This is a genomic window from Streptomyces sp. NPDC055078 (assembly GCF_053607985.1).
Window position 1 is genome coordinate 1 of record NZ_JBSGUP010000857.1, and the last position, 2994, is coordinate 2994.

General features: G+C 73.3%; 3 protein-coding genes. All 3 read right to left on the reverse strand.

Features of this window, described 5'->3' with window-relative positions; translation table 11 throughout:
• Window positions 1–30: 30 nt before the first annotated feature.
• Complete coding sequence (locus tag ACWF94_RS37725) at window positions 31–1305, reverse strand: cation:proton antiporter (protein ID WP_453499334.1); 1275 nt, start codon at window positions 1303–1305, stop codon at window positions 31–33.
• Between the two features lie 2 nt (window positions 1306–1307).
• On the reverse strand, window positions 1308–1778 hold the full coding sequence (locus tag ACWF94_RS37730; RefSeq protein ID WP_453499336.1) for a cation:proton antiporter regulatory subunit: 471 nt from the start codon (window positions 1776–1778) through the stop codon (window positions 1308–1310).
• A 121-nt stretch (window positions 1779–1899) separates the two neighbouring features.
• The coding region (locus tag ACWF94_RS37735; RefSeq protein ID WP_453499338.1) for an FGGY family carbohydrate kinase at window positions 1900–2994 on the reverse strand (1095 nt) is incomplete at its 5' end.

Consider the following 2994-nt stretch of genomic DNA (forward strand, 5'->3'; position numbering starts at 1 on the left):
GGACCCGAAAGACCCGAGAGGCTCGAAGTTCTACGCCTTGTGCACGGGCTCGGTCCCGCCCACCGATGGGGAGGGCGCGATCACGGGCTCCTGGGTGGCCCCGGTCGGCGGCAGGATCTCGTCATGGCACTCCGGAGGCGGTCCCGAACGGTTCCGGCGCCGCTGTATCCGGGTCACCGCCGGTTCCGTCCAGCGCGCCGCCAGCGGACCCAGGATCACCAGGATCAGCACATACGCCGTGGCGATCGGGCCGATCTTCGGCTCCGTACCGACGGCCAGGCCCGCGATCACGATGGAGAACTCGCCCCGCGCCACGAGCGCGCCGCCCGCCCGGAGCCGGCCGCGCGGGCCGATGCCCGCCCGGGAGGCCGCGTACCAGCCGGTGAGGATCTTGGTGACGGTGGTGAACAGGGCGAGCAGCAGTGCGGGCAGCAGCACCGGGGGGATCGCCGTGGGGTCGGTGGACAGCCCGAAGAAGACGAAGAACACCGCGGCGAACAGATCCCGCAGCGGGGTGAGCAGCTTGCGCGCGCCTTCGGCGACCTCCCCGGACAGGGCGATCCCGACCAGGAACGCGCCCACGGCGGCGGAGACCTGGAGTTCCTGCGCGATCCCCGCGACCAGCAGGGTCAGCCCGAGGACCACCAGGAGCAGCATCTCCGGGTTGTCCGATGACACGGCCCGGCTGATGAGCCGGCCGTGGCGGAGCGCGAGATAGAGGACGATGCCGACGGCACCGAGCGCGATCAGCAGGGTGATGCTGCCACCCGCGAGGCCCACACCGGCCAGCAGCGCGGTGAGGAGCGGCAGGTAGACCGCCATCGCCAGGTCCTCCATCACCAGGATGCCGAGGATCACCGGGGTCTCCCGGTTGCCCAGCCGTCCCAGATCGGTGAGGACCTTCGCGATGACGCCGGAGGAGGAGATCCAGGTGACACCGGCCAGCGCGACCGCCGCCACCGGGCCCCAGCCCAGCAGCAGCGCCGCCCCCGCGCCGGGCAGCGCGTTGAGCACGAAGTCGACCGCGCCCGACGGGTACTGGGTCTTGAGGCTGCCGACCAGTTCGGACGCGCTGTACTCAAGGCCCAGCAGAAGCAGCAGCAGGATGACGCCGATCTCCGCGCCCACGGCGACGAAGTCCTCGCTCGCGCTCAGCGGCAGCAGTCCACCGGTCCCGAACGCCAGTCCCGCCAGCAGATAGAGGGGGATGGGGGAGAGGCCGATGCGCCCGGCGAACCGGCCTATCAGCCCCAGACCGAGGATGACCGCGCCGAGTTCGATGAGCAGGGCGGTTGTGTCATGCACGGTCAGCCTCCGGCGATGATCTCGGCGAGGGCGTCGACGCCCTCACGGGTGCCGACCGCGACCAGTGTGTCGCCGAGGGCGAACCGGAAGTCGGGCCCGGGGGACGGGTGCGCGCTCGTCCGGCGCAGCACCGCGACGATCGACGCGCCCGTCCGCGTACGCGCCTCGGTCTCGCCGAGCAGCCGTCCCGAGTACGGGGACCGGGAGCCGACCGGGATGTGCTCGGTGACCAGGTCGATGCCGTCCGTCCGCACCGCGTCGATCGGTGCCGGATCGATGAGATGCGCCAGCGCCGTCGCCTCGTGCGACGACAGCGGAACCGACAGCAGACAGGCGTCCGGGTCGTCGGAGTCGTAGAAGCCGAGGAATCTTCGGCCGTCGTGGTGGACGACGACCGAGATGTGACGCCCTTCCTCGGTCGTGAAGTCGTACTGCGTACCGACTCCCGGCAGTGAGGTGCGACGGGTGCCCATGCTCGCCTCCCGAGGCGTGGGTCGTCCTCTCACCGCGCGCGGGTGAGCGGAGGTTGGTCAGGTGTACCAGGCAGTCTACGGAGGCGGATCAAGCCGGGTCGGCGGGGCCCGGAGGGAGTGATCAGCCGAGCAGCCCCGGCCGGGCCCGCTCCAGTACGTCCGAGACCCGTCCCCAGGTCGCGGTGTCCCGGTCCACGGCCGGCAGCTCCACCGCACCGCCCGTCGCCCAGCCGCCCGCCACCGCCACCGGGTCGGCGCCCAGGGCCGCTCCCGCCGCGAGGGCGGCGGCGCCGAGCGCGACGAATTCGGCCTGCCGGGGGATGATCAGCGGGCGGCCGGAGAGCCGGCGTACGGTCTCCACCCAGTACGGGCCCCGGGCACCGCCGCCGATCAGCCGCAGCGGGCGGGCGGCGACGTCCGCGTCCGAGGGGTCGAGGCCGCAGGCGCTCAGGACGTCGTCGAGGGCGCGCAGCACCGTGACGACCGCGCCCTCATAGGCGGCGCCCAGCACCTGCTGGCGGCTGGTGGTGTGGCGCAGTCCGGTGAGCAGGCCGGACGCGCCGGGCAGATCGGGGGTGCGCTCTCCGTCGAGATACGGCAGCAGGACGACCTCGCCGCCCGCCTCCGCGGTGTCCCGGCTCAGGCCGAGCAGCGCGGCGACCCGGTCCACGGCGAGCGTGCAGTTCAGGGTGCAGGCCAGGGGGAGATAGGTCCCGTCGGCGGCGGCGAAGGCGGTGAGCGACGCAGACCCCGACGCAGGCGCAGGCGCAGGCATGGACGCAGAGGCGGACGCCGACGCCGACGCGGGCCGGGTCCGGGTCGCGGCGAACACCGTGCCCGAGGTGCCGAGGCTGAGCACCGGATGCCCGAGCAGTCCGGCACCGCCGAGCCCGAGACCGACCGCGGCGGCCATGTTGTCGCCGGTACCGGCGGCGACGGCGATACCGGCGGGCAGCCCCAGCTCGGCGGCGGCGGTGCCGGTGAGCGAACCGATCCGGGTGCCTCCGGTGGGTGCCACCGGAGGCAGCAGCGCGGCGTCCAGACCGATGTGCCGCAGGACACCGGGGTCGTACGCACCGGTCGCCGTGGAGTACCAGCAGGTGCCCGACGCGTCACCGGGGTCGGTGGCCGCCGTGCCCGCGAGCCGTTCGGTGAGGAAGTCATGGGGGAGGCGGACAGCCGCCGCCGAACCGGCCGAGGCCGGTTCGTTCTCGCG